This is a genomic window from Micromonospora sp. DT53 (assembly GCF_049841535.1).
GTDB lineage: Bacteria > Actinomycetota > Actinomycetes > Mycobacteriales > Micromonosporaceae > Micromonospora.
In genome coordinates, this window is sequence record NZ_JBNCKM010000002.1 from 673,026 (window position 1) to 694,304 (window position 21,279).

A 21,279-nucleotide genomic window follows, 5' to 3' on the forward strand; every position below is an offset into this window, starting at 1 on the left:
CAGCGCGGCCGGCTCCCCGCTCACGCCCATGACCTCGCGACCAGTACGCAGGCGTCGTCGCGTCGCACGGCGGCGTCACGCAGCAGGGTCGCCGCCATGACCAGCGGGGATCGTTCCGCCAGGCCCGGGTAGTCGGCCATCCGCCACCTGTCGACCACCCCGTCGCTGTGCATCACCAGCCGGGCACCGGGACCGAACGGGTAGTCGTACTCCCGGATCGTCGGCCGTTGGTGGCCGGCGATACCGGGCAGCGACACCAGCCCTCGGCGCTGGCCGCCGCCCTCGACGACCACGCCGGAGATGTTGCCCAGGCCGGCGTAGCGCAGCACCCCGGCCTCCGGTGCCAGCTCGGCGACCGCGAGCGCCGCGCCTCGGGTGTGCGACATGCTCCGGTGCAGGTGACCGACCACCGCCGCCGGTGGACCGGCCGGGGCGTCCCGGAACGCGGCCAGGGCCGCGTCGGTGGCGGCGCCGGCCAGCGGGCCGTGCCCCAACCCGTCGCTGACCAGCACCTGGTGCCGCCCTTCGGCGACCCGCACGCCGTAGCCGTCGCCGCTTACCGTTTCGCCGGTCAGCGGTCGGGTGAGAGCACCGGCCCAGGACGGCCGTGCCGGCTCCACCGGCCAGATCTGCACGGCGAGGACGGTGCCCTTGCCCGGCAGCGAGTATCCGTCGAACCAGCTGGCCTGCCGCACGATGGCGCCCAGACCGATGCCGAGCGTGCCGGTGGTGGAGTGCCCGTCCTGGGACGAGACGGTCAGGTCGGCCATGCCGGGCCCGGAGTCGATGGCGATCAGTTCCACGCCGGCCTGCCCGGCACGGCGCACCGGCCGGAGCAACAGCACACCGTCGTCGGCGTGCTTGACCAGGTTGCTGGTCAGCTCGGCCGCGACGATGGCCAGGTCGGCGATGCGCACCGCACCCATTTCGACCTGCGCACCGAGGCGCTCGGCGGCCCGCCGGACGGCGCTCGCCGCGCTGCTGGCCTCCACCCGGAACCAGATGCCACTGTCGGTGACCGCGTCGGCGTTCACCTGGACCACTTGGTGACCGTGATCCGCGTGCCGGTCTCCGCCGACGTCTCGATCTCGAACTCGTCGACCAGGCGACGGGACCCGCTCAGCCCGAGGCCGAGCCCGCCGCCGCTGGTGTAGCCGTCGGTCATGGCCAGGTTCAGGTCGGCGATGCCCGGCCCGGAGTCGGCGAAGACGATCCGGACGCCCTTGCGTCGGCCGTTGTCCACAGTCGTCACCTCGACCAGGCCGCCACCGCCGTAGACCAGGGTGTTGCGGGCCAACTCGCTCGCCGCGGTGACCACCTTGGTCTGGTCGACGAGGGACAACTTGACGGCCACCGCTACGGAACGGACCAACTGCCGGACGCGCACCACGTCCTCATCGCTGCGGACCGACTGCGCCTGTGGCTGGCCCAGGTCGATGCCCGCGGTCACGGCGTGGCCGTCTCGGCGTCCGGATCGTCGTCGAGCTGGTGGTCGAGCTCGTCGGCGTGGGCCGCCGCGATCAGTTCCATGCCGCGCTCGACGTTCAGCGCGGTGCGGATGCCGTTGAGCGACAGCCCGAGTTCGACGAGGGTGATGGCGACGGCCGGACGCATCCCGACCACCACCGTCTCCGCGTCGAGCACCTTGGAGATCGACGCGATGGTGGAGAGCATCCGCCCGACGAAGGAGTCGACGATGTCCAGCGCGGTGATGTCGATGATGACGCCGTGGCAGCCGGTGGCGACGATCCGCTCGGCGAGATCCTCCTGGAGCTGGACTGCCGTCTGATCGGACATGTCCAGCTGGATCGAGACGAGCAGGATGTCCCCGATCTTGAGGATCGGTACGCGTTCCATCAGACGGCCCGACGCGGCTGGCGACGGGCGGTTTCCACCCCACTGAGTCGCAGCACGTGACGCAGCGCGTCGGCGAGGCTCGCCTTGGTGGCGATGTCGCCGAACTCGATGCCGAGCGCCACGATGGTCTGCGCGATCTGCGGGCGGATGCCGGAGATGATGCAGTCGGCGCCCATCAGCCGGGCGGCGACCACTGTCTTCAGGATGTGCTGGGCGACCTGGGTGTCCACCGCCGGCACGCCGGTGATGTCGATGATCGCGTACGGCGAGCCGGTGTCGACCAGGGTCTGCAGCAGCCGCTCCATGACGACCTGGGCGCGGGCCGAGTCCAGGGTGCCGACCAGCGGGACGGCGACGACACCCTCCCAGAGCTTGACCACCGGCGTGGAGAGTTCGAGCAGCTGCTCGGCCTGATCGGCGATCAGGCTCTCCCGGGTGCGGACGAAGCTCTCGAAGGTGAACAGGCCCATCTCGTCGACCAGCTTCGAGAAGGCGACGTAGTCCTGCAGCGCGTTCGGGCCGCCGGTCTCCTGCACCAGCTCGGCCAGCACGTCCTTCAGCGCGAAGATGCTGATCGTGGTCTCGGTGGCGGAGAAGCCCTGCCGGGCCCGGCCACGGGACAGCTCGGTGAGCGCGGCGCGCAGTTCGGCGGCGCTGTCGGCGGACAGGTCGATGGTGCCCTTGTCGCCGGTGGCGACGATGGCGTGGTGCAGGTCCTGGACCTGTCGGCGCAGCTCCGCCTGGCTCAACCGGCCGCGCAACGAACTGGTGACGATCTCGGTCCACCGAGTCGTGACCCGTTCGTCCTGCCCGCTCAGCAGCGCGGCGAGCCGACCACTTTCTTCGGTGCTCAACGCCATTTCGAACCCCCTTGACCTGGACCGGGCGGACTCTATCACCGGGGGCTGACCAACTACTTGCCCCGTAGCAACGGAATGACGATGGCCACCGGATCACGGCTCCCGTTCTGCCACCGACCATCGTCGTGGGATACCGTTCCCCCGATAACAGGAGGTCTGGCGAATGTCGTTGACGGTGCACACGGAACAACGCGGCGACGTGGTCGTCGTGGCGGTCGCTGGCGAGCTGGACATGGCCACTGCACCGCAGCTGCAGGACCAGATCACCGACCTGCTCGACAAGGGCCGCAACCGGCTGGTGTTCGACCTGGCGGACGTCTCGTTCTGCGACTCGACAGGTCTGTCGGTCTTCGTCCGCGCCAAGAACAGCTGCGACGAGGCTGGCGGCGTGGTCCGGCTGGCCGCCCCGCAGCGCGGTGTGCTGCGCATCCTCGAGGTGAGCGGGCTGGTCGAGGTGCTGCACACCTACCCGACGGTGGATGAGGCAGTCGCCGGCGAGTCGACGCCGGCTTCCTCCTGACCGTCCGCGTTCGTCACTCGTCCTCGACGTAACGGGGACGAGCGATCGCCATGCCCGCCGTCGTCTGCACGGCGAGGGCGCCCAGCAGGAACCCGATGGGCGCGGTCCAGCCGCCGGTGGCCTCGTAGAGGATGCCGACCATCAGCGGGCCGAGGGCGGCGATCACGTACCCGGTGCTCTGCGCGAACGCGGAGAGCGCGACGGTCCCCTCGGCGGTGCGGGCGCGTAGACCGATGGCGGTCAGGATCATCGGGAACGCGCCCTGACCGATCGCCAGAAGGGCGACCCAGAGCAGCGCGGCACCGTGCGGCGCGAGCGCCAGGCCCAGGTAGGCCAGCGCCGACGCGGTGGTCAGCCCGAGCACCAGCGGACGCAGGCTGCCGAGCCGGCCGGCCAGGGTGGGCATCAGCAGCGCGATCGGCACGCCGAGCGCGGTCACCCCGGCGAGCAGCAGCCCGGCCGACTCCGGGTGGTAACCGGCGTCGCGGAACAGCTGGGCCAGCCAGCCCATGATCGCGTACCCGCTGAGCGACTGCGCCCCGAAGTAGACGGCCATCGCCCAGCCGAGCCGGGTCCGCGCCGGCCGGACCCGCGCCGGTGTGGCGACGACCGCCGTCGGGGTCGCCCGCCGCGCGGCGGCGCGGGCTCGCAGCGCCAGCGGCACCCACGGGAGTACGGCCACCGCGGCCATCGCGGCCCAGACGCCGAGCCCGGCCCGCCACGACCCGAAGGCGTGCGCGATCGGCACCGCGGAGGCGGCGGCCACCGTCGTGCCCACTGTCAACGCCATCGTGTACGCCCCGGTGACCAGGCCGGTGCGGTGCGGGAAGTGCTGCTTGACGAGCATCGGCAGCAGGATGTTGGCGACCGCGATGCCGGACAGCGCCAGCGCGCTGGTGAGCACGAAGATCAAGGCCGAGTCGGTGGCCACCCGGAGCACCTGGCCGACGGCGAGGGCGAGCATGGCGACCACCAGCACCCGGGCCGGCGCCACCCGGCGGACCAGCCACGGGGTGAGCGCGCCGAGGCCGGCGAACGCGATGGTCGGCAGGGTGGTGACCAGACCGGCGGTGACGCCGGAGAGGCCCAGCCCGTCGCGGACCTCGTCGAGCAGCGCGCCGAGGCTGGTCACCACGGCACGCAGGTTGAGCGCGACCAGCAGCATCCCGACCAGCACCAGCGCGCCACCGGTAGCCGGGTGCGTCCGCCGGCCGGCACCGGGGTCCCGCGTCTGGCGAGGGTCGGCGGCGGCGGGGGCGGGCAGCGGCGGAGCGGCGGTTGGTGGCGGGGTCATGACCGCTAACCTACAATCATGGGATGAATTTGGGACCGGTGATGTAACCAGTGCCACCGTCGGTTGAATTCCCGCCCGCGCCGCCCCGCGGCCAGTCCGCCGTGCCGCCCCGCGGCCAGTCCGCCGTGCCGCCCCGCGGCCACCGGGTCCGGCAGACCACCGAGCAACTCCGCGCCCGGATCCTCGGCGGCGAATGGCCCGTCGGCGGGCGCATCCCCACCGAGCCACAACTGGTCGCCGCGCTGGGCGTTGGGCGCAACACGATCCGCGAGGCCGTCCGCGCCCTGGTGCACGCCGGGGTGCTGGAGTGCCGGCAGGGCTCCGGCACCTACGTGGTGTCCACCGACGAGCTGGCACCCGTGGTGGCACGCCGGCTCGGCGACGACCGGATGACCGAGGTCATCGAGGTGCGCCGCGCCTTCGAGGTGGAGGCCGCCCGGCTCGCCGCGCTGAGGCGTACACCCGAGGACCTGGCGGCGCTCGACGGCGCGCTCGCCCAGCGCGAGGCCGCCTGGCACGGCGGCCGGGTCGACGCGTTCGTCGAGGCCGACGCGGCGCTGCACACGGCGGTGGTCGCCGCCGCGCACAACGCCATGCTCGCCGAGCTGTACGCCTCGGTGGGCACCGCCCTGCGCAGCACTGTCGCCCAGGCCATGGGTGGGGCGCTCACCCCCGAGCGTTACGTCGACCACACCCGGCTGGTCGAGGCGATCCGGGCCGGCGATCCCGGCCGGGCGGCGCTCGAAGCCGGCGCTTTTCTGGAACCCGCCGAACGGGCATAGGTTGTGCCCGACAGAAAAGCGGACACCTCGGGAGTACGAATGCTCAAGGGCTTCAAAGACTTCATCATGCGCGGCAACGTCGTCGACCTGGCGGTCGGTGTCGTCATCGGCGCCGCGTTCACGGGCGTGGTCACCCAGCTCACCAAGTCGTTCCTCGAACCGCTGGTCCGGGTGATGATCGTGTTGATCACCGGAAACAAGAACGGCCTCAGCGGCTCGACCCCCGACTTTCGCGGCATCCCGTTCGACTGGGTGGCGTTCGTCAACGCGGCCATCACCTTCCTGCTGACCGCGATGGCGCTCTACTTCCTGGTCGTCTACCCGATGAACCGGCTGGCCGAGCGGCGCAAGCGGGGCGAGGAGCCGCCGCCGGCGGCGCCGAGCGAGGAGGTCAAGCTGCTCACCGAGATCCGGGACGCTTTGGTCTCCGCCGGTCACACCACCCCGGGCCAGCAGCGCGGGGCGCTTGACGACGTGCTGGGCCGGCGTCCCGAGCCGCCGACGCAGCGCTGACCGGAACGGATGCACATCGGCCCCTGCGGGAATCCCGCAGGGGCCGCACCTTCTCGTACGTGTGTTCGATAGAGTCCCGCCATGGAGCAGCGGAAGCACTTGTGGAACGGGAAGTGGGGGCGGCTGGCCCGGCGGGATGTCTTCCTGCGGGTGGACGCCGACCGGTGGCACGTCGAGCAGCGGGCCGGCGGCGCCGAGGGCGTCTCCCGTTTCTACGAGTACGGCAGTGCGGACGAGGCCGAGGACACCGTCCGGGCGCTGCTCGACGGCCCGGACACCTGGCGGGAGCTGTCCCCTCGCCCGCCCGGCGGCTGGACCCTCCCGAACGGCTGAGTGGGCGGGTGCGGCAGACAGTGTGGGGGCCCTTCGTCCGCCACCGTGGCTCCGCCTCCCGGTGGCGGTACTGCTCTTTACGGTGATGACTCTGAGGCATATTGATGCCACACAGTCATCACGCTCTCCGGCCATCGCCTCGAGCCACTGCCGCTACCCCATCGGCGAGCGGGCCAAGCGACGCGCGCCAGCGAAGCGGCGGTGCCTGCGAGCGACGGCGTTTAGCGGCGCGCCGGCCTGGGAACCGCGGTGGGATGGACCAGCAGGACGAGCAGCAGGCGACCATCTCGCGGATCACCACCGGGATGCCGGTGATCGATTCAGCCGGCACCGAGGTCGGGACCGTCGACCTCGTCCAGCGGGGTGACCCGAACGCGGTGACCGTCCAGACAACGACCGCCGACCCGGGCAGCAGCCTGGACGAGCTGATCGAAGCGACAGCGGTCGAGGAGCCGGACGTCCCGGCCGACCTGGCGGCGCGGCTGCTGCACAGCGGCTACCTGAAGGTCTCGACCGAGCTGACCCGCACCGGCGCGGTCTACGTACCGGCCGACCGGATCGGGTCGGTGGCCGACGGCCGGGTCCTCCTGGCCGTCGGTGTGGCCGACCTGCCGCCGGAGGAGTGACCCCACCACCCTGATCGACTCGGGTTCAAGGAAACCGGGGCGTCCAGAGCCGTGGGACAGCCCGACTTCATGAAACCCGAGTGGATCTGTCCGGCGCAGCCGGAGCGGGCTGGTCCGGCGCGGCGGGGGCGGGCGCTGGCTGGTCCGGCGCGGCGGGTTGGCGGCGGTGGAAGAGCAGCAGCATCAGGCAGCCCGCGACCAGGCCCCAGAACGCCCCGCCCACGCCGACAAGCGTCACCCCGGACGCGGTCACCACGAAGGTGACCACGGCGGCCTCGCGGGTGGCCGGGTCGGTCACCGCCGAGGCGAGCGCCGTGGCGAGGGCGCCCAGCAGCGCCAGCCCGGCGACCGCCTCGATGAGGATCGGTGGGGCGACCGCGACAAGCGTGGTGGCCACGCCGGCGCCCAGGCCGAGCACGGCCAGTCCGGCGCCGGCGGTGACCGAGGCGATCCATCGGCGCTCCGGGTCGGGGTGCGCGTCGGGGCCGGCGGCCAGCGCGGCGGTGATCGCCGCGAGGTTCACCGCGTGCCCGCCGGCCGGGGCGGCGAGCAGGCTGACCAGGCCGGTGGTCCGCAGCGCGGCGCCGAACGGCGGCCGGTAGCCGTAGCCGACAAGCACCGCCATGCCGGGTACGTTCTGCGCGGCCATGGTGACCAGGAACAGCGGCAGGGCCAACCCGACAAGTGCGGACGCGTTCCAGGCCGGCGCGGTCAGCGTTACCGACGGGATCAACGCGGCGCCGGTCAGGCCGGCCGGCGGTGCGGTCAGCGCGATCGCCGCCACCGCCACCACCAGCGCACCGGGCACCGCCCAGCGGCGGGCGAACCGGTGCAGCAGGAGCCAGCCGACCACCACCGATCCGGCCACCACCGGCAGTTCGACAAGCGCGCGGACCGGGGCTGTGCACAGCGGCAGCAGCACCCCGGCGAGCATCGCGCCGGCCACCGGCTTGGGGATGGCGGCCACCGCACGACCCAGTGGTGGGAACAGTCCGGCCGCGACGATCAGCACACCGGAGACGAGGAAGGCGCCGACCGCTACCCGCCATCCGCCCGGCGGCGACCCGGTGGCCACCAGCAGCGCCGCGCCCGGCGTGGACCAGGCCGCGCTCATCGGTATCCGGTACCGCAAGCCCAGCCAGGCGGCGGCGAGCCCGCTCGCCACGCAGAGCGCGAGCAGGCCGGAGGCGGCCTGGGCGTCCGAGGCGCCCGCCGCTCGGAGCCCGGCCAGCACGACTGTGAACGAGCTGGCGAAGCCCACCAGCGCGGTCACCACGCCCGCCAGCACCGGTTGTACGCGTCCGGCCACTCCACCCTCCCGAATGTTCCGTTTACGGAACGGCAGCGTGTAGCACGATAGCCGGGTGCCGCACCCACCACCAGAGCCACGTCCGGGCCTCGACGTGGATCCCGCCGTCGTCGGCCGCCGGGTCCGCGCCCTGCGCGAGGAGCGGGGGATCTCGCTGTCCACACTCGCCCGGCTCGCCGGCGTCGGAAAGGCCACTCTCTCCGGCCTGGAGCACGGCACCCGCAACCCGACCCTGGAGACGCTCTGGGCGGTCACCGCGCAGCTCGGCGTACCGCTGACGGCCGTGCTGGCGGAGCCGGCCGCCGGGCCGACCGTGCACGGCGCCGCCGTCACCGCCACCCTGCTGGAGGTGTTCACCGACACCGACGCGACCTACGAGCTGTATCGGATGCGGGTCGCGCCCGGCCCCGGGCAGCTCTCCCCCGCCCACGCGCCGGGGGTCACCGAGCACGTCACCGTCTTCGCCGGGGTGCTGCGCGCCGGGCCGGTCGACACACCGCTGACCGCCCCGGCCGGTGGTCACCTCCGCTGGGTGTCGGACGTGCCACACAGCTACGCGGCGGTGGGTGACGAGGAGGTCGCCGCAAGCCTGCTACTGCGCTATCCGCGCCGCTGAGACCCCGCCGATCGGGCACGGACCGTCAGGTCCGTCGACGAAAATCGCAATCATTTCTCGACCTAGGTAGGAGGCGTAGAGACGAATGCGGGTTGTTCTTGGCAAGCTTGACCCCATGACGCTGATCCTCCGCTCGGTCATCCTCAACGACATCGGCTTGGTGCGCACCAACAACGAGGACTCCGCCCTCGCCGGTGACCGCCTGATCGCCGTCGCCGACGGCATGGGTGGGCTGCCTGCGGGCGAGGTGGCGAGCGAGATCGTGATCCGGATCCTGGACGAGCTGGCTCCGCCCACCGACCCCGACGGCGCCGCCGACGCTCTGCGTGCCGTGGTCAGCACCGCCAACCAGCGCATCCACGCCGCGATCACAGTCGACCCGAGCCGGGACGGCATGGGTACGACGCTCACCGCGGCCCTGCTGGCCGGGGAGACGCTGGTGCTGGCCCAGGTGGGCGACTCCCGCTGCTACCTGCTGCGCGACGGGGAGCTGACCCAGCTCACCCGGGACGACACGTTCGTACAGGCGCTTGTCGATCAGGGCACCCTCTCTCCCGAGCAGGCCCGCTACCACCCGCAGCGGTCCCTGGTGACCCGGGCCGTACAGGGCGCCGACACCCCGCCCGCGGTCGGTGTGCTGACCGTGGTCCCCGGCGACCGGTTGTTGCTGTGCAGCGATGGCCTCTCCGACTACGTCGAGGACGAGGCCATCGCGGCGGCCCTGGGCATGTACGCCGACCGTCAGCAGTGCGGTGAGCAGTTGGTGAAGCTGGCCCACCACGCCGGCGCGCCGGACAACGTCACAGTCGTGGTCTCCGACGTCGTCGCCCGCTGACCCGTACGGCTCACTCGGCGGCTCCCCCGAACCGACCAGTTCGGGTTCCGCTGCCCTAGTAGGTGGTTGTGCCATCTAGCTTGCGCCGCTACTGTCCGACGCGTGGATTCCGACAGGCGCGGGCAGTGGCTGCGGGGGGTGCTCGACATCTGCGTCCTGGCCCTGCTGTCCGAAGGCGAGTCCTACGGCTACCAGTTGGCCCAGGCCCTCGACGCCGGCGGCGTCGGGCCGATCCAGGGCGGCACGCTCTACCCCGTGCTGCTACGCCTGCAGAAGACCGGCCTGGTCACCGCGCAGTGGCGAGAGGGCAGCGCCGGGCCGGCCCGCAAGTACTACCGGCTCACCGACGACGGGCACGCGGCGCTCCGCGCCGGCGGCAGCGCCTGGCTCACCTTCGTCCGGCCGGTGAACGACATCGTCACGAAGGGGGTCACCCGGTGAACGCCGACGATTGGCTGCGTACGCTCACGGCCGAGTTGCACCAGCGCCGGGTCGCGGCGGACGCCGCGCGGCACGTGGTCGCCGAGGCCGCCACGCACCTGCGCGAGGGGGGCGGTGACCCGTGGGTCGTCTTCGGCCCACCCCAGCAGTACGCGGGCGCGGTCGTGGAGAGCATCGGCACCGCGCCCGGACCGCGACCCGGGGCGGTCCGGCTGCACGCGGCAGGCATCACCAAGAGGTACGGGCGGCGAACCGTGCTGCGCGACGCCACGCTGACCGTCCGGGCCGGACAGATCGCCGCCGTCGTCGGCGCGAACGGCTGCGGCAAGAGCACCTTCCTACGGATCTGCGCCGGGCTGATGTCACCGGACGCCGGTGAGGTGACCGTGTCCGGGCGGCTCGGCTACTGCCCACAGTCCGGCGGCACCGCCGACTTCCTGCTCGCCGACGAGCACTTCGTGCTGGTCGGCGCCGGTCAGGGCGTGGCCCGGGGCCCGGCCCGCCGCGCCGGTCGGGCGGCCGCCCGTCAGCTCGGTTGGGAATCGGGCGGGGACGTGCAGGCCCGCCACCTGTCCGGCGGCACCCGACAGAAGCTCAACCTGACCATGTCCACGCTCAGCGCACCCGACGTGCTGCTGCTCGACGAGCCGTACCAGGGCTTCGACCAGGGCACGTACGTCAACTTCTGGGACCAGCTCAGCAGGTTGCGCGACGCCGGCACAGCCATCGTCGTGGTGACCCACCTGCTCAACCAACTCGACCGGGTGGACATCGTGCTCGACCTGACTCCGGCACGCGAGACCGGGTGGCACGCGCCCGGCATCCAGGGAGGTCGCCCGTGAACCGGCTCGTCACCGTCGCCGAGATGACCCTGCGTGAGCTGCTGCGGCGTCGGGGCGTACTCCTGCTGTTGTTGTTGATGCCGTTGACCTTCTACCTGATCCGGCGGGACGCCTACCTCGGGCAGTCGGTTCGCTCGCTGCTGCTCGGCGTCGGCTGGGCGGTGAGCACCGCCGCACTGTTCGCCACGACCGCGGCGCGGGAGTTGGAGCCGAGGCTGCGGCTGGCCGGCTACCGCCCACACCACCTCTACCTCGGTCGGATGCTCGGCCTGTGGACGGTGGGCCTGGTCATCTCCGTACCGTTCTTCCTGCTCCCGATGGCCGACGGCGCGGATCTGCGGTACGGCGGCCTGGCGGCGGCGCTGCTCTGTTCCGTCGCGGTGGCGGCGCCGTTCGGGATGCTGATCGGTGCGCTGCTGCCCCGCGAGTTGGAGGGCACGCTGCTGCTGCTCACCGTGGTGACGGTGCAGATGCTGATCGACCCGGCCGGGTCCGGGGCGAGGCTGACGCCGTTCTGGTCGAGCCGGGAGATCGCCACCTGGACGGTCGACAACACCGACCAGGGCTACCTCTCCCGTGGCCTGCTGCACGGTCTCGTCGTCACCGCCCTGCTGGCCCTGGGCGTGGCCGCGGTGGCCAGCGTCCGACTGCGCCGCCGCCGGCACCTGCGGCACCTGCCGGTCGGCTGACCGCCGGCCGGCGTCGCGGATCGGGCCAATCCGGTTGCTGCCACCCGCGCGGCGGGTTGAGATGGGCGAATGACCATCCGCCGGGTGACCGACGACGACCGTCTCACCACCAGCTTCCCGTTGGCCGCGTACGCCTTCGAGTCCTCGCCGCTCAGTGCCGCCCGGACCGCCGAGTTCCGCGACTACCTGCCCTACAACCAGGGCAATCGGACGCTGATCGCCGAGGAGGACGGCACCACGTTGGCCGCCGTCTCGGCCATTCCGATGCGACAGAACCTGCGCGGGGTGGTGCTGCCGATGGCAGGTGTCGCCGGGGTCGCGACCCATCCGTTGGCCCGCCGGCAGGGGCACGTCCGGACGTTGCTGCACCAACTTCTCGACGAGATGCGCGACGAGGGGCACCCGGTCAGCGCGCTCTACCCGTTCCGGCCCAGCTTCTACGCCCGCTTCGGCTACGTCGGGCTGCCCAAGCCCCGCCGGGTCACCTTCACACCTGCCAACCTGGGCTCGCTGCTCCGGGTGGACCTGCCCGGCGAGGTGAGCTGGGAACGCATCGCCGCCGGCTATCCGGCATGGCGGGCGTTCACCGAGCGCAACCTCCAGGAACGACACGGCTTCGCGATCTTCCCCGACCATCGGGCGGTCGGCATGCGCGACCGGGACGAGTACTGGCTGCTCACCGCCCGGGTGGCCGGGCAGGTCACCGGCGCGGTGACGTACCGGATCGACGAGCACGGCGGCACGCTGCACGGCAACGAACTGCTGGTCACCGACCCGCTCGCGCGGACGCTGCTGTTGCAGTTCTTCGCCCGGCACGTCGACCAGATCGAGCGGATCACCGTCCAGGTTCCACCCGACGAGTTGCCCGAGCTGTGGCTGACCGACCTGGACGTACACGTCGAGGCCCGCACGGCCGTGCCGGGATCGTCCGCGCCGATGGCCCGCCTGCTGTCGCTGGACGCGTTGCGCGGACTGCCCGCCGGCCCGGGCCGGGTGCGGATCGAGCTGACCGGGGACCGCTGGTTGGCCGGCAAACACCTGCTCGACGGCACGACCGGCGTGCTGGAGTTGGTCGACGACACCACCGGCCACGCCCCGACCGCCACGCTCACCGCCGCCGGGCTCTCCGCCCTCGCGTACGGGGTGCTGGACCCGGCCGAGCTGCCGCTACGCGGTCTGGGTGAGGTGCCGGAGGACGCCGCCACGGAGCTGCGCGGCCTCTTCCCCCGGCGGGTGCCGTACCTCTTCGCCGACTTCTGAGCCCGCCTCACAATCGGGTTTGTCGCTCCGGCGACCATGGGTACCGTCCCGCGAATGCCGGAGTGGTTACAGGCGGGTGGGTGGGGGCTGCTGGCCGGGTCGGCTCTGCTGGTCGGGGCAGCGATCGGCTGGTTCGCCCGGGTGCCGCAGCGCGTCATCGCGTCGATCATGGCGTTCGGCGCGGGGGTGCTGCTCTCCGCCGTGTCATTCGAGTTGATCGCCGAGGCGCACGCACAGGGCGGGCTGCTGCCCACAGTTCTCGGCGCTGCCGTCGGCGCGGTGGTCTACACCCTCGCCAACGTGGCGCTGGCCCGGCACGGCGCCCGGCACCGGAAGCGGTCCGGCGACCAACAGCCCTCCGAGAGCGAGCAGCCCGGCTCCGGGTCGGCGCTGGCCGTCGGCGCGCTCCTCGACGGCGTACCGGAATCGGTCGTGATCGGCGCCAGCCTGCTCAGCGGCGGCGCGGTCAGCCTGGTCACGGTGGCGGCGGTGTTCCTCAGCAACGTTCCGGAGGGGCTTTCCAGCGCGGCCGGCATGCGCCAGGCCGGCCGCCCCCGACGGTACGTGTTCCTGCTCTGGACCGGGATCGCGCTGATCAGTGGGGCCGCCGCGTTGGTCGGCAACACGCTGCTCGGTGGCGCGCCGCCGGAGGTGCTGGCTGGCATCACGGCGTTGGCCGCCGGGGCGATCCTCGCCATGATCACCGACACCATGGTCCCGGAGGCGTTCGAGAACGCGCACCTACTGGTCGGTCTGATCACGGTCGCCGGCTTCCTCACCGCCTTCGCCCTCTCCCACACCTGACCCCGCCTGATCGCCGGGGCGGACGCCGGACCGACGCGGCCCGCGCCCGGCGTGGCTTAGCGGCGCATTAAACCGGCTCGGCGGATTCGTCGCGACGCCGTCGTGGCTCCTAGCATCACGGGGTGCGCATGACGTCGCTTGCCGCTCTCCTCGTCCTCGGTGTCGCCACCGCGACCCTGCCCGCCTGCGCGCCCGACGACCCGGCCCCCACCTTCGAGGCCGGCTCGTCCGCCTCGCCGACGGCCCTGCCGACGGCGAGCGGTCAGGGCGAAGCGCCGGGGGCCCGCGACGGCCTCGGCGGCCCAGGGGCCAACGCGAGCCCGAAGCCCGCCACCAAGGTGCTCGCGGCCGGCAACCCGAACGGCAAGGCCGCCGTGCCGGCCGAGGCGCGGGCGGTGGACACCTCGAAGCCGACCCGGACCATCGGTGCCGGCACCGCGGCGAGCTGCACCTCCGCGGCGGTCGTGAAGGCCGTCGCGGCCGGCGGTGTCATCACGTTCAACTGCGGACCGGCTCCGGTGACCATCAAGATGGCCGCCACCGCGAAGGTCCGCAACGCCAACGGGCCGAAGGTCGTGCTGGACGGCGGCGGCACTGTCACGTTGAGTGGCCAGGGGCGGCGCCGCATCCTCTACATGAACACCTGCGACGAGGCCCAGGGCTTCACCACCTCGCACTGCCAGAACCAGGATCACCCGCAACTCACCGTGCAGAACCTCACCTTCGCCGACGGCAACTCCACGGGCGAGAAGGCCGAGGGCGGCGGCGGTGGGGCGATCTTCGTACGCGGTGGGCGGCTGAAGGTGGTCAACTCGCGCTTCGTCCGCAACCGCTGCGACCGCACCGGGCCCGACCTGGGTGGCGCGGCCGTCCGGGTGCTGAGCCAGTACGAGAACAAGCCGGTGTACGTGGTGGGCAGCACCTTCGACGGTGGTTCCTGCTCCAACGGAGGCGCGCTGAGCAGCATCGGCGTCTCCTGGGTGGTGCTGAACAGCATCCTCAGCCACAACGAGGCGATCGGCAGCGGCGCCAACCCGGCCAAGTCCGGCACGCCCGGCGGCGGCAGCGGCGGCGCGATCTACTGCGACGGCAACGAGTTCACCGTACGGATCGCCGGCACGATCATCGAGAACAACAAGGCCAACGAGGGCGGCGGCGCGGTCTTCTTCGTGAGCAACAACCGCACCGGCACGATGAGGATCGAAAACTCGACACTGCGCCGCAACCCCAGCGGCAAGTTCGAGACCCGTGGCTTCCCCGGCATCTTCTTCCTGGGTGCCCGCAACCCCACGCTGACCAACTCCAAGCTCTCCTAACCCCGCCCCCGCCCCGCCCCGCCCCCGCCCCGCCCCCTCCTCGGGTGATCAAGAGGTTTCGGTCATCGGGACGGTGTTTTCTGACCGAAACCTCTTGATCAACGCGGTGGGGTTGGGGTTGGGGTTGGGGTTGGGGTCAGTAGGGGTTTCCCTCGCCTGGGGGGCGGGCGTGGAGGAGGGCGGCGGGGCGACCGGGCAGGTCCCGTGCGCCGGACATCGGTGGGCTTGTCGTGTGGTCGCCGTCGGCCATTCCGGCGAAGAGTTCCCTGAGCGCCGTCAGCGCGCTGATCTTGGGGTGCCAGCCCAGCTCGGTCTCCGCGCGCTCGCTGGACATCAGCGGGGCGTTCAGACCCAGCTCCACCCAGCCCGCGTCGACAGGTTGCAGCCGCGCCCGCCAGGTCAGCGCCGCCGCCGCCCGCAGCACCGGCGCGGCGACCGGCACCGTCCAACCATGGAAGTGCCGGGCCACCAGCTCCGGAGTGAGCACCGGGTCCGCGGCGACGTTGAAGGCGCCGCGCGCATCACCCAACACCGCCCGGGTGTACGCGTCAGCCACGTCATCGGCGTGCACCGCCTGCATCCGCAAGCGGCGGTTCGTCGGCACCAGCGGGATCCGGCCGAAGCGCAGCAGCCGCACCGGCGCCAGCGGGCCGAGGAAGTAACGCGTGATCTCCGCACCGGCGGCCCGCTGGAAGATCAACCCGGGTCGCATCCGTACCACCCGCAGCGTCGGGTGATCCTGTTCGACCCCGTCCAGCAGGGCCTCCACCTCCGCCTTGTGTTCGCTGTACGACGATCCGGGCACACCTGTGGCCGGCCACTGCTCGCTGATCGGGTGGTCCTTCGGGCCGGGCGCGTAGGTGCCGACCGACGAGGCGTACACCAGGGCCGGCACACCGGCCCGGACCACCGCGTTGATCACCGCCCGACTGCCGTCGACGTTCGTCCGGCGCAGTATCCGCTGGTCGTGGCTGGGCTGGATCTGCCAGGCCAGGTGCACCACCGCGTCCGCACCCGCGAACACCTCGGCGAGCTGCCCGACCGCGTCCGGCGCGCCGATGTCGCAGGAGTGCCACTCCACCTGGTCGTACGGCTCGCCGGCATCCGGGCCGGGCAACCGTCGAACGACCCCGGCCAACTCCACGCCCCGCTCCCGGCGCAGCCGCCGCAGCAAGGCCGTACCGACGTTGCCGCTCGCCCCCACCACCACGATCCGCATGCCCGACCCCGTACCCGCCCAGCAGCAGCTCAACCACCCACCAGCGCACCCGCTTGATCCACTCGACTTCCTGAAAGTCGCGGTATCCGAGCGCCCCGGACCGCCCGACTTCCGGAATCCCGAGTCGATCAAGACCGAGGGCTGTCCGGGCTGCTCGGGCACAATTGGGCTGTGGAACGCCACGAGTTCGGTGCCGCGGTGCGCCAGTTGCGGGAGAGCACGGCGCCTGCGGCTGTCGGGCTGCCGATCGGTCGTCGCCGGGTGCAGGGGTTGCGACGGGAGGAGCTCGGCGAGCTGGCGGGAATGTCTGCGGACTACGTACGACGGTTGGAGCAGGGGCGCAGCCACCCGTCCGCCGGGGTGGTGAACGCCATCGCCCGTGCGTTACGGATCGGGCGGGCGGAGTACGAGCGGCTCTGCGCGCTGGCCGGGTACGCCGCGGCGGACGGGCAGGTGCCGAACGAGGTCGGTCCGGGCGCGATGCGGCTGCTGGAGCGGTTCACCGACACTCCGATGTTCGTCTCCGACGCGGCGATGAATCTCGTTGCCGTGAACAGCGCGTTCCTGGCCCTGGGGCACTGGGAACTCACCGGGCAACCCTGGGAGTGGAACATCGCGTGGCGTACGTTCTGCGATCCGTTCAATGGCTTCAAGCAGTCCCGGGATGACGCGACCGATCACGAATCGATCCTGGCCGCCCGCCTGAAGAGCGCGCTGTTGCGCTACCCGGCCGACGCGTCGCTCGCCGCGCTGGTGGACGAGATGCGGAGCCGAAGCCGCCTGTTCGACACCCTGTGGCGCGCGCCACGACCGGTGGCGGCCTACGAGAGCAGCGCCGCGTTCATTCATCCGGACGCCGGCGCCGTCACGCTCGTCGGCAGCCTGCTCGCCATCCCGGGCGACGATCTGGCGGCGCTGATACTCACCGCGGCACCCGGCTCGGCCGATGCGGCGCGTCTCACGGAGATCGTCGGCGTCGCGGGGGAACCGACCATCATCAAGGTGGGCCAGTCCGGCCCAGGCTAACCGCGCCGGATCCTGTGAAGGTAAGTGACGTTCGAAGCACATCGACGGCACTCACCGAGGCAGGTTCAGCAATGAAGGCAGTGCGTTTCCACGAGTTCGGCGGTCCTGAGGTCCTCCGCTACGAGGACGTCGAGCAGCCCACCCCCGGAGCCGGGCAGGTCCGGATCCGCGTCGCCGCGACGTCGTTCAACGGCGTCGACGGCAACATCCGTGCGGGCTTCATGCAGGGCCCGATCCCGGTGGAGCTGCCGCACACTCCAGGCCTCGACGTCGCCGGCACGGTCGACGCGCTCGGTGACGGCGTGGACGACGTCGCCGTCGGCGACCAGGTCGTCGGCTTCCTGCCGATGACGGGGACCGGGGCGGCTGCGGAATATGTGCTCGCGCCGGCAGAGATCTTGACGGGGGCACCCAGGAACATCCCGTTGGCCGACGCGGCGGCGTTCCCGCTGGTGGGCCTGACCGCGTGGCAGGCGCTGTTCGACCACGGCAAGCTGACCGCCGGTCAGCGGGTGCTGATCAACGGCGCCGGCGGCGCGGTCGGCGGATACGCGGTGCAGCTGGCCAAGGAGGTCGGGGCCCACGTGATCGCCACGGCCAGCCCACGCAGCGCCGAGCGGGTCAAGGCTGCCGGCGCCGACGAGGTGATCGACCACACCACCACCGACGTGACAGCGGCGGTGACCGAGCCGGTCGACCTCGTACTCAACCTCGCGCCCATCTCCCCCGAACAGCTGGCCGCGCTGGTCACGCTGATCCGGGACGGCGGCACCCTGGTCAACACCACCGTCTGGATGCCCGCCCCCTCCGACGAGGCGCGCAATGTGCGTGGCGTCGACCTGTTCGTCCGCAGCGACGCCGACCAACTCGCCGACCTGGCCGCTCGGATCAGCACCGGCGAGTTGCGCGTCGAGGTTGCCGAGCGGGTGGCGCTGGCCGACCTGCCCGCACTCCACGCCCGGGCCGGCGCGGGCGAACTGCCGGGCAAGACCGTCATCCTCGCGCCCACGGCCTGACTCGCCTGCCCAACCATTCACCCGAGGACGGACCCGATGACCGACAGCCGCACGAGCCCGTCAGGCACTCCGGCCAAACCGCTGCTGATCAGCCCGACCGACCGCACGGTGTCGGTCACGGTCCAGCGACGCACCTGGGTGGCGCCCGCCACCGCGTTCCGGGTGATCGCGCCCATCGACCTGCCGAGCGTTTTCCACAGGGTCGGGCCGTTCCCGGGCGTCACGGGCGTAACCAACCAGACGGAGGCCTGGGATCACGTCGGACCCACCCGTAACCCGCAGTTCGAGGACGGGTCACAGGCCAACGAGCAGTTGACCGAGTACACGGAGGGTTCGATCTTCGCGTACCAGCTGACCGGGTTCACGAACGTCCTCTCCCGCCTTGCGGCCGGGGTGCGGGGCGAGTTCAACTTCAACCCCGACGGGAACGGCACCCTCATCCGCTGGACCTACGAATTCAAGCCGCTTCCCGGCCGGCGCCCTATCCTCGCCGGTCCCTTCGCCCCCATGTGGCGCCGTTACATGGCGGCTGCCCTGCGCCGGTGCGTGCAGGTGGCCGAGGCGCAGGAGCCGCAGCTGTAGCAGTTTCGGCCAGCCACCGGAAAGCACGCGAGGTGGCGGCGCTCTCCACGAGGATCGAATGAGCGGCCCCGTGGAGTTGCCTTCGGGCGACGCAGCGTCGCCCGGCCAATCGAACCAACCGACCACACACTCCAGGAGACGATTTCGATGATTCCCGACGACGATCCCACTCGCTCGCTGACCGTGGCGAACCCCGACGATCCCGCCACGACCTACATCTCCCTGGTGGGCAACACCTACGGAATGTTGATCACGGGTGAGCAGACCAACGGCGCGTACTGCCTGATCGACATGCGCGTGCCCGACGGTGGCGGGCCGCCACCGCACCGGCACGACTTCGAGGAGATGTTCACGATCCTGGAGGGCGAGATCGAGTTCACCTTCCGTGGTGAGAAGCGCGTCGTGCGGGCCGGCTCCACGATCAACATCCCAGCCAACGCACCGCACAACTTCCGCAACACCTCAGGCGCGCCGGCCCACATGCTCTGTATGTGCACCCCGGCCGGGCAGGACGAGTACTTCACCCGCATCGGCGACGTCGTCGCGGGCAAGGACGCACCGCCGCCGCAGCTCACACCTGACGAACTCGCCGAACGCCGCCGCCGCGGTGCCGAACTGGCCTCGACCTACCGCAGCGAGTTCCTGTGACCAGCCAACCGCTGACGTACTGACGGTATCGAGCCCGGGCAGCAGCATCCGCCGCGGGTGTAGATCAGCATCGCTCCTGTAGACCGGGGGCGGACATCAGCCGGGGCGCAGACGGTCGGGTAACCTGAGCGCGCGGGCCGCTAGCTCAATGGCAGAGCTGTGGACTTTTAATCCATAGGTTCAGGGTTCGAGTCCCTGGCGGCCCACCGACCGCACCATTGTGCGAACCGGTGGTACTCCTGAAGTGCCCTCGTCCGTTCCGGGCGGGGGCATTGTCGTGTCGGTGGGGATCTTGAACACGGGGACGACTCCCTGGTCGGTGAGTTGGACTTCGGCGATGAGCGTTTCGATGGCGGCTTTGCGTTCGGTGGCGGTGCCGCTGGTCATGATGGCGCTGAGGTGGTCGCGGATGCGGGCGACGGTGCCGGGCGGCGGGGGCTCGGGCTGGGCGGTCAGGCCGGCGTCGAGTTCGGTGTGCCGGGCCTGGAGTTGGGCCAGTCGCTGGCGGAGTTCGCGGATGCGTGGTCCGGCGGTGGCGTCGTCCATGGTGCCGTTCTCGAACGCCGCGTGATACCGGTCGATCGCGTTCTCGGTGCTGGTGATCTGGTGGGCGATGGCGGTGAGTTCGGCCCGCCGGTCGTCGTTGGTGGTGTCGTGTTGGGTGTGGGCGCGTCCGATCATGGCGGCGAGGACGGGTTCGGCGGTGGTGTAGAAGTCGAGTAGGGCCCGCAGGATCATGTGGTCGAGGTCGTCGGCGGGGAGCCGGGGTGCGGTGCAGGTGGCGTGTTTGCCGTAGCGGGTGCGGGTGAAGCAGGTGTAGTAGCGGTAGCGGCGGGTCCGGCCTTTGGCGGATGTGCCGATGTAGCGCTGTCCGCACTGCGGACATGTCAACAGGCCGGTGAGGTAGTAGTCCGAGTCGGACATGGCCCGCTGGGTTTGGACGTCGCCTCGGGCGTTGGCGATGTCCTGGGCTCGTCGGAAGGTGTCTCGGTCGATAAGTGCGTCGTGGGCGTCGGGGACGAGGATGTCGCGGTAGGCGATGTCCCCGACGTAGGCGGGGTTGTCCAGGATCCGGTTGATGGTGTGTCCGGACCACTTTTTGCCGGTGCGGTTGGGGACGCCGCGGGAGTTCAACTCTGTGGCGATGGCGCGGGTGCCGAGACGGTCGCGCGTGTAGAGGTAAAAGATGTCGCGCAGGATGGGTGCCTCGTCGGGGTGGGGCACCAGGCGTTGGGTGTCGCGCTCGACGAGGTAGCCGTAGGGGCGGTTGCCGCCGGCCCATTGGCCTTTGCTGGCTTTCGCGGTCATACCACTCTTCACCCGGTCGATGATCATGTTGCGTTCGAATTCGGCGAACACGGCGAGGAATTGCAGCATCATGCGACCGATCGCACCGCCGGTGTCGACGGGTTCGGTGGCGGAGGCGAATCGCACGTTGGCGGCGTCGAGGGTGGCGGCGAGATCGATGAAGTGAGCGAGGCTTCGACTGAATCGGTCTACTCGGTAAACGAGTAGGACGTCGAACATGCCGGCTTTCGCGGCGTCGAGTGCCTTTTTCAAGCCGGGGCGGTCGGTGGTGGCGCCGGAGGCGTCATCTTCGAATTCGCAGACGATGACCCAGTCGGGGTGGCTCTCGACGTACTTACGCAGGGCGGTGCGTTGGGCGAGCAGGCTGAAGGGCTGGTGCTCGTCGTCGGTGGAGCGCCGGATGTAGATGCACACCCGGCACGGGCCGGTCGACGTGTCGGGCTGGGTGCTCGTGGGGGCGCGTCGGCCGCGTCGCTTCGGTGCGCTGGTGGGGGTGGGCTTGCCTGACATGAGGGTGGTTCCTCCGTGCGGGGTTGGGGTGGCTCGGCCGACGGGCGGCCCACGCGCGGGTGGGCCGCCCGGT

At 71.3% G+C, this 21,279-nt stretch carries 25 protein-coding genes and 1 tRNA gene; 18 read left to right on the plus strand and 8 right to left on the minus strand.

Features of this window, described 5'->3' with window-relative positions; all coding sequences use genetic code 11:
* Positions 1–20: 20 nt before the first annotated feature.
* The 4 genes from ACLQ3B_RS08945 to ACLQ3B_RS08960 are packed head-to-tail and all read right to left on the minus strand — an operon-like array spanning position 21 to position 2,717.
* Positions 21–1,034, minus strand: coding sequence for a SpoIIE family protein phosphatase (locus ACLQ3B_RS08945; protein ID WP_425779851.1), 1,014 nt, complete (start codon positions 1,032–1,034; stop codon positions 21–23).
* The gene (locus ACLQ3B_RS08950; RefSeq protein WP_425779057.1) at positions 1,031–1,450 is read right to left on the minus strand and encodes an anti-sigma regulatory factor; all 420 of its coding nucleotides are present in this window, start codon (positions 1,448–1,450) and stop codon (positions 1,031–1,033) included. The genes ACLQ3B_RS08945 and ACLQ3B_RS08950 overlap by 4 nt, the downstream gene beginning before the upstream one ends.
* The gene (locus ACLQ3B_RS08955; RefSeq protein WP_425779059.1) at positions 1,447–1,857 is read right to left on the minus strand and encodes an STAS domain-containing protein; all 411 of its coding nucleotides are present in this window, start codon (positions 1,855–1,857) and stop codon (positions 1,447–1,449) included. Before ACLQ3B_RS08955 ends, ACLQ3B_RS08950 begins: the two co-directional genes overlap by 4 nt.
* Entirely contained in the window at positions 1,857–2,717 is an 861-nt protein-coding gene (locus ACLQ3B_RS08960; protein WP_425779061.1) for an STAS domain-containing protein, read from the minus strand. The genes ACLQ3B_RS08955 and ACLQ3B_RS08960 overlap by 1 nt, the downstream gene beginning before the upstream one ends.
* A 163-nt stretch (positions 2,718–2,880) precedes the next feature.
* On the opposite strand from ACLQ3B_RS08960, the gene ACLQ3B_RS08965 reads away from it, so the two are divergent.
* A complete protein-coding gene (locus ACLQ3B_RS08965; RefSeq protein WP_091395791.1) occupies positions 2,881–3,237 on the plus strand; it encodes an STAS domain-containing protein in 357 nt (118 codons plus the stop codon).
* A 13-nt stretch (positions 3,238–3,250) separates the two neighbouring features.
* On the opposite strand, the gene ACLQ3B_RS08970 is transcribed toward ACLQ3B_RS08965, so the two are convergent.
* Complete coding sequence (locus ACLQ3B_RS08970; protein ID WP_425779063.1) at positions 3,251–4,531, minus strand: MFS transporter; 1,281 nt, start codon at positions 4,529–4,531, stop codon at positions 3,251–3,253.
* A gap of 101 nt (positions 4,532–4,632) precedes the next feature.
* Here ACLQ3B_RS08970 and ACLQ3B_RS08975 point away from each other — a divergent pair, with 101 nt between their 5' ends.
* The 4 genes from ACLQ3B_RS08975 to ACLQ3B_RS08990 all read left to right on the plus strand — a co-directional run bounded on the left by ACLQ3B_RS08975 (position 4,633) and on the right by ACLQ3B_RS08990 (position 6,785).
* Positions 4,633–5,313, plus strand: coding sequence for a FadR/GntR family transcriptional regulator (locus ACLQ3B_RS08975; RefSeq protein ID WP_425779853.1), 681 nt, complete (start codon positions 4,633–4,635; stop codon positions 5,311–5,313).
* Between the two features lie 39 nt (positions 5,314–5,352).
* Positions 5,353–5,826 (plus strand): large conductance mechanosensitive channel protein MscL, encoded by a 474-nt coding sequence (gene mscL / locus ACLQ3B_RS08980; RefSeq protein WP_425779855.1) that lies wholly within the window; start codon positions 5,353–5,355, stop codon positions 5,824–5,826.
* Between the two features lie 81 nt (positions 5,827–5,907).
* A complete protein-coding gene (locus ACLQ3B_RS08985) occupies positions 5,908–6,159 on the plus strand; it encodes a hypothetical protein (protein WP_425779065.1) in 252 nt (83 codons plus the stop codon).
* A 254-nt stretch (positions 6,160–6,413) separates the two neighbouring features.
* Positions 6,414–6,785, plus strand: coding sequence for a hypothetical protein (locus ACLQ3B_RS08990; RefSeq protein WP_425779067.1), 372 nt, complete (start codon positions 6,414–6,416; stop codon positions 6,783–6,785).
* Between the two features lie 67 nt (positions 6,786–6,852).
* On the opposite strand, the gene ACLQ3B_RS08995 is transcribed toward ACLQ3B_RS08990, so the two are convergent.
* A complete protein-coding gene (locus ACLQ3B_RS08995) occupies positions 6,853–8,094 on the minus strand; it encodes a benzoate/H(+) symporter BenE family transporter (protein ID WP_425779068.1) in 1,242 nt (413 codons plus the stop codon).
* 55 nt (positions 8,095–8,149) lie between these two features.
* Between ACLQ3B_RS08995 and ACLQ3B_RS09000 the strand changes: the two genes are divergently transcribed.
* The 8 genes from ACLQ3B_RS09000 to ACLQ3B_RS09035 all read left to right on the plus strand — a co-directional run bounded on the left by ACLQ3B_RS09000 (position 8,150) and on the right by ACLQ3B_RS09035 (position 14,897).
* On the plus strand, positions 8,150–8,710 hold the full coding sequence (locus tag ACLQ3B_RS09000; protein ID WP_425779070.1) for a helix-turn-helix domain-containing protein: 561 nt from the start codon (positions 8,150–8,152) through the stop codon (positions 8,708–8,710).
* 115 nt (positions 8,711–8,825) lie between these two features.
* Positions 8,826–9,545, plus strand: a complete 720-nt coding sequence (locus ACLQ3B_RS09005) for a PP2C family protein-serine/threonine phosphatase (RefSeq protein ID WP_425779072.1) — start codon at positions 8,826–8,828, stop codon at positions 9,543–9,545.
* A gap of 102 nt (positions 9,546–9,647) precedes the next feature.
* A complete protein-coding gene (locus ACLQ3B_RS09010; protein WP_425779074.1) occupies positions 9,648–9,986 on the plus strand; it encodes a PadR family transcriptional regulator in 339 nt (112 codons plus the stop codon).
* Positions 9,983–10,828, plus strand: coding sequence for an ATP-binding cassette domain-containing protein (locus ACLQ3B_RS09015; RefSeq protein WP_425779075.1), 846 nt, complete (start codon positions 9,983–9,985; stop codon positions 10,826–10,828). The genes ACLQ3B_RS09010 and ACLQ3B_RS09015 overlap by 4 nt, the downstream gene beginning before the upstream one ends.
* Positions 10,825–11,517 carry a hypothetical protein gene (locus ACLQ3B_RS09020; protein WP_425779077.1) on the plus strand — a complete coding sequence of 231 codons (693 nt, stop codon included), beginning with the start codon at positions 10,825–10,827 and terminating at the stop codon, positions 11,515–11,517. The genes ACLQ3B_RS09015 and ACLQ3B_RS09020 overlap by 4 nt, the downstream gene beginning before the upstream one ends.
* An 84-nt stretch (positions 11,518–11,601) precedes the next feature.
* A complete protein-coding gene (locus ACLQ3B_RS09025) occupies positions 11,602–12,777 on the plus strand; it encodes a GNAT family N-acetyltransferase (RefSeq protein WP_425779079.1) in 1,176 nt (391 codons plus the stop codon).
* A gap of 54 nt (positions 12,778–12,831) precedes the next feature.
* Complete coding sequence (locus ACLQ3B_RS09030) at positions 12,832–13,581, plus strand: ZIP family metal transporter (protein ID WP_425779081.1); 750 nt, start codon at positions 12,832–12,834, stop codon at positions 13,579–13,581.
* Positions 13,582–13,709: 128 nt separating this feature from the next.
* Complete coding sequence (locus ACLQ3B_RS09035) at positions 13,710–14,897, plus strand: hypothetical protein (RefSeq protein WP_425779857.1); 1,188 nt, start codon at positions 13,710–13,712, stop codon at positions 14,895–14,897.
* Between the two features lie 136 nt (positions 14,898–15,033).
* On the opposite strand, the gene ACLQ3B_RS09040 is transcribed toward ACLQ3B_RS09035, so the two are convergent.
* Positions 15,034–16,116, minus strand: coding sequence for an NAD-dependent epimerase/dehydratase family protein (locus ACLQ3B_RS09040; protein ID WP_425779083.1), 1,083 nt, complete (start codon positions 16,114–16,116; stop codon positions 15,034–15,036).
* A gap of 171 nt (positions 16,117–16,287) precedes the next feature.
* Between ACLQ3B_RS09040 and ACLQ3B_RS09045 the strand changes: the two genes are divergently transcribed.
* The 5 genes from ACLQ3B_RS09045 to ACLQ3B_RS09065 all read left to right on the plus strand — a co-directional run bounded on the left by ACLQ3B_RS09045 (position 16,288) and on the right by ACLQ3B_RS09065 (position 19,594).
* Entirely contained in the window at positions 16,288–17,142 is an 855-nt protein-coding gene (locus ACLQ3B_RS09045) for a helix-turn-helix domain-containing protein (RefSeq protein WP_425779085.1), read from the plus strand.
* A gap of 71 nt (positions 17,143–17,213) precedes the next feature.
* A complete protein-coding gene (locus tag ACLQ3B_RS09050) occupies positions 17,214–18,158 on the plus strand; it encodes an NADP-dependent oxidoreductase (RefSeq protein ID WP_425779087.1) in 945 nt (314 codons plus the stop codon).
* A gap of 36 nt (positions 18,159–18,194) precedes the next feature.
* The gene (locus ACLQ3B_RS09055) at positions 18,195–18,740 is read left to right on the plus strand and encodes an SRPBCC family protein (protein WP_425779089.1); all 546 of its coding nucleotides are present in this window, start codon (positions 18,195–18,197) and stop codon (positions 18,738–18,740) included.
* Positions 18,741–18,887: 147 nt separating this feature from the next.
* A complete protein-coding gene (locus ACLQ3B_RS09060) occupies positions 18,888–19,388 on the plus strand; it encodes a cupin domain-containing protein (protein ID WP_425779091.1) in 501 nt (166 codons plus the stop codon).
* A gap of 134 nt (positions 19,389–19,522) precedes the next feature.
* A tRNA-Lys gene (locus ACLQ3B_RS09065) sits at positions 19,523–19,594 on the plus strand.
* Here the strand turns inward: ACLQ3B_RS09065 and ACLQ3B_RS09070 are convergent.
* Positions 19,569–21,206, minus strand: coding sequence for a recombinase family protein (locus ACLQ3B_RS09070; protein ID WP_425779093.1), 1,638 nt, complete (start codon positions 21,204–21,206; stop codon positions 19,569–19,571). The two genes, ACLQ3B_RS09065 and ACLQ3B_RS09070, sit on opposite strands and share 26 nt — an antisense overlap.
* Positions 21,207–21,279: the final 73 nt, after the last annotated feature.